Annotated in this window: 3 protein-coding genes; all 3 read right to left on the bottom strand. The window is 35.7% G+C overall.

What is annotated here, in order from left to right; all coding sequences use genetic code 11:
- Positions 1 to 989: ELM1/GtrOC1 family putative glycosyltransferase (locus KPC_RS18745; RefSeq protein ID WP_121975842.1), on the bottom strand; the 989-nt coding region annotated here is incomplete at its 3' end.
- A gap of 16 nt (positions 990 to 1,005) precedes the next feature.
- Positions 1,006 to 1,995 (bottom strand): glycosyltransferase family 4 protein, encoded by a 990-nt coding sequence (locus KPC_RS18740; protein WP_121975841.1) that lies wholly within the window; start codon positions 1,993 to 1,995, stop codon positions 1,006 to 1,008.
- A 2-nt stretch (positions 1,996 to 1,997) separates the two neighbouring features.
- The gene (locus tag KPC_RS18735; RefSeq protein WP_121975840.1) at positions 1,998 to 2,807 is read right to left on the bottom strand and encodes a polysaccharide deacetylase family protein; all 810 of its coding nucleotides are present in this window, start codon (positions 2,805 to 2,807) and stop codon (positions 1,998 to 2,000) included.
- Positions 2,808 to 2,918 lie beyond the last annotated feature (111 nt).

The following is a 2,918-nucleotide window of genomic DNA, read 5'->3' as shown; positions in this document are numbered from 1 at the left end:
TGATTCACATATTTAAAATCATTTAACGATGAAATATTGAAATCTTTTTCTGAATAAAACTGTAACCATCCCCGCTTAATTTTATCCTCATAATACTGCCGAAACTCTTCATTCATTCTGCTATCAGGAAATTGCACTACAAATAAAGGTTTTTGTAACATCAAACCCTCACTCACCATTGATGTTGAATCTGGAGAACTCATAATAATATTGGCAGCAAACATCAAATCTTTGATTGATGTCTTATCCCCTTCCCCAACCAAAACCAAATGTAGATTACTATATTGTTTTAAAACATTTTTGAGTGACTGCTCAAAAGCTTTAGGTGTCCTGCGAGATGTGGACACATAAAATTCATCTGCTGGATATTGTTTAATTAGGTCCTCAATAAGAAGAATCCAGTCTTCCACACTACCAATCTCAACCTCAGCAGTACTAGCTCCGACTAAGATAGTCCATATACCTTGAGTATGACTTAAAGAAAGTTTTTTCCTTGATTCTTGCTCTTCTTCGGGCAAGTTAAAACTTAACATTTTATTAGGTGCAATTGGATAGTATATATAAGGTGTCTGCCCTTCTTTATTTGCATCGATGGTAAACACAATATCGTAAGCATTTTCACACATTCTGCGCAAAGAGGTCGCAATAACATTTTGAACTGGAATATCTAAAGAGTTTAAATATGACTTTAAAACGGCATTTGCCAATAAGGTATCCCCTCCAGCCGATACAATATATCGAATATCATCAATATCAATGTCTTCAAATTGATTTAAGTCAATAAGCTGGCCTAGCATCCACTCTTTTGAAAAATAGTTGTATCCCCATTTCAAAATAGAGTTTTTTAATTTCGAAATTGTTTTTACTTTGACCTGCTCAACCCGATATTCCTGATCAGCATTTAGAATTGTACATAAACCTTTGGTCTGTGTTTCATGCCCTGCACGCCCATCGGTTAGCGTAAGGATACATTGACTTTTTTGGTTCATGAATAGTTTACCCTTATTATTTTAAATAGTTTAATGCATTTTGATAAACTTCTAGCGTGTGTTCTAACATTTTTTCAAATGTTAGCTGTTGTCTAGCTAGAGTAAATGATGGATTAAATCTCTGTTCGATTTCATCATCTTTCAGATAACGCTCTATCAACTGGTGTAAAGCTTCTTTGTTATTTGTAATACATAAATACTCGCCAGGAACAAATTCAGACATCATTCCTACATCAGTTCCAATCACAGGGCGCTCCAGTAATAGTGCTTCACTGAGAGTATAAGGACCACCTTCACGGTGTGATGAAACAATTAATGCTTCAGCCTCTGTAATCTGATCATGAATATGCTCAGAGTAGCCATATAGTTTCACATGCTCTGTTAAGTTTAAACTTTGTATTAACTGTTCAAGCGTTTCCTGTTCCTCTCCATTTCCAACAATCAACAATTGATGTGGAATCCCCTGCCAAGCGTGTATGAGAACATCAAATCCTTTCACCTCATTTAAGCGGCCTATCGCAATAAATTTTCGGTTCTTTTCAAATGGTTTTACTAATGTCTTGATTTTCACGCCATTGTAAACTACATCAACTTTTTCAGGTCGATTAATTTCTTTCGCCAATCTTTGACTAACAGCGATAATTTTGTCAAAAGCCAGATAAGCCTGAATATTACTTTTCAACCCGTGAATGGTTACAACACTTGGAAAATCAAATTTTGGTATGAGTTTTTGTAATAGCTTTGCTGTTTTCGAAGCATGCGCATGTAGGATATCTGGTTTCGTATCTAAAATTTTCTTGTTAAGCTTATATTTAGTTATAGGATTGTAACGACTACCACTCATATCAAATGATATAAAGTTGACATTGTTATCCAGTAAATCCTGATATCTGGGATGAGCTATTAAACTCACCTCATGGGTGCTTGCCAAACCATTTGCTAGTTCAATGACGTGTTTTTCAAGCCCACCATCTTCATCACTTGCCATGACCATTGTAATACGCATTATTAACCCTCGCGTTTACCCAGTTTCAATCGTAATTTGACTGCAAATAACGAATCTTTGCCACTTATTTTAATGCGTTGTAATTGCATAAAATCAGGAGTCAGATCATCAATGCCTTCTTTGGTCGTTACGGCATTTGTATAACCGACCTGTTTTGCCACTGCTACATCACGCACTGAGTAGATGCCAAATGGATAAGCAAAACTGGTTACTGGTCGACCGATAAGCTGTTCAAGGCGCTTCTTAGACTCAGACATTTCTGTAAAACATTCAGCATCGTTCAATTTATCCAAATTTGCATGTGTAAGAGTATGAGAACCTATTTCAACCAATCCACTATTTGATAACAACTGGACTTGTTCATCATTCAATTTAGGTTCATGCATTAACTCACCACTATTATGATGCGCTTTTTTATATGTTGACCAATCTCGATCATGACGATCCACGACCACATAAACTGTTGCTTTAGCACGATATTTTTCCAAAACTGGATAAGCATTTGACAAATTATCCAGATAACCATCATCAAAAGTAATTGCAACAGTTTTCTCAGGGTGTTGTCCCCATTTTTCACGTAACTCATGCATAGTTACAAAATGAAAACCCTGCTCCTGCATATATCTGACTTGTTTTTCAAATTCGGCAGGCTTAACACGTAATTTATTGAATTTTGCCCCATCAATGTGTTCACGTACCATGTGATACATAAGAACGCGTGGCTGTTTCCAGTCAACGGTTGGCTTCCACCATGCATACTTATAGCTAAATGCAATCACTATAACCAACAGTAAAATGAATAAATAAATCACGCGTAAAACCTAATCACTTGATCAAAGTATTTAAAAAAGCTATGTTGCCATACGTTTTAATTGTTTGAAAGTTTCTTTAGTAAAGAACTCTCAATGCTATACTTTTTAATG

It is taken from the genome of Acinetobacter stercoris (assembly GCF_900323515.1).
GTDB classification, from domain to species: domain Bacteria; phylum Pseudomonadota; class Gammaproteobacteria; order Pseudomonadales; family Moraxellaceae; genus Acinetobacter; species Acinetobacter stercoris.
This window is presented reverse-complemented; position numbering and strand designations above follow the sequence as displayed.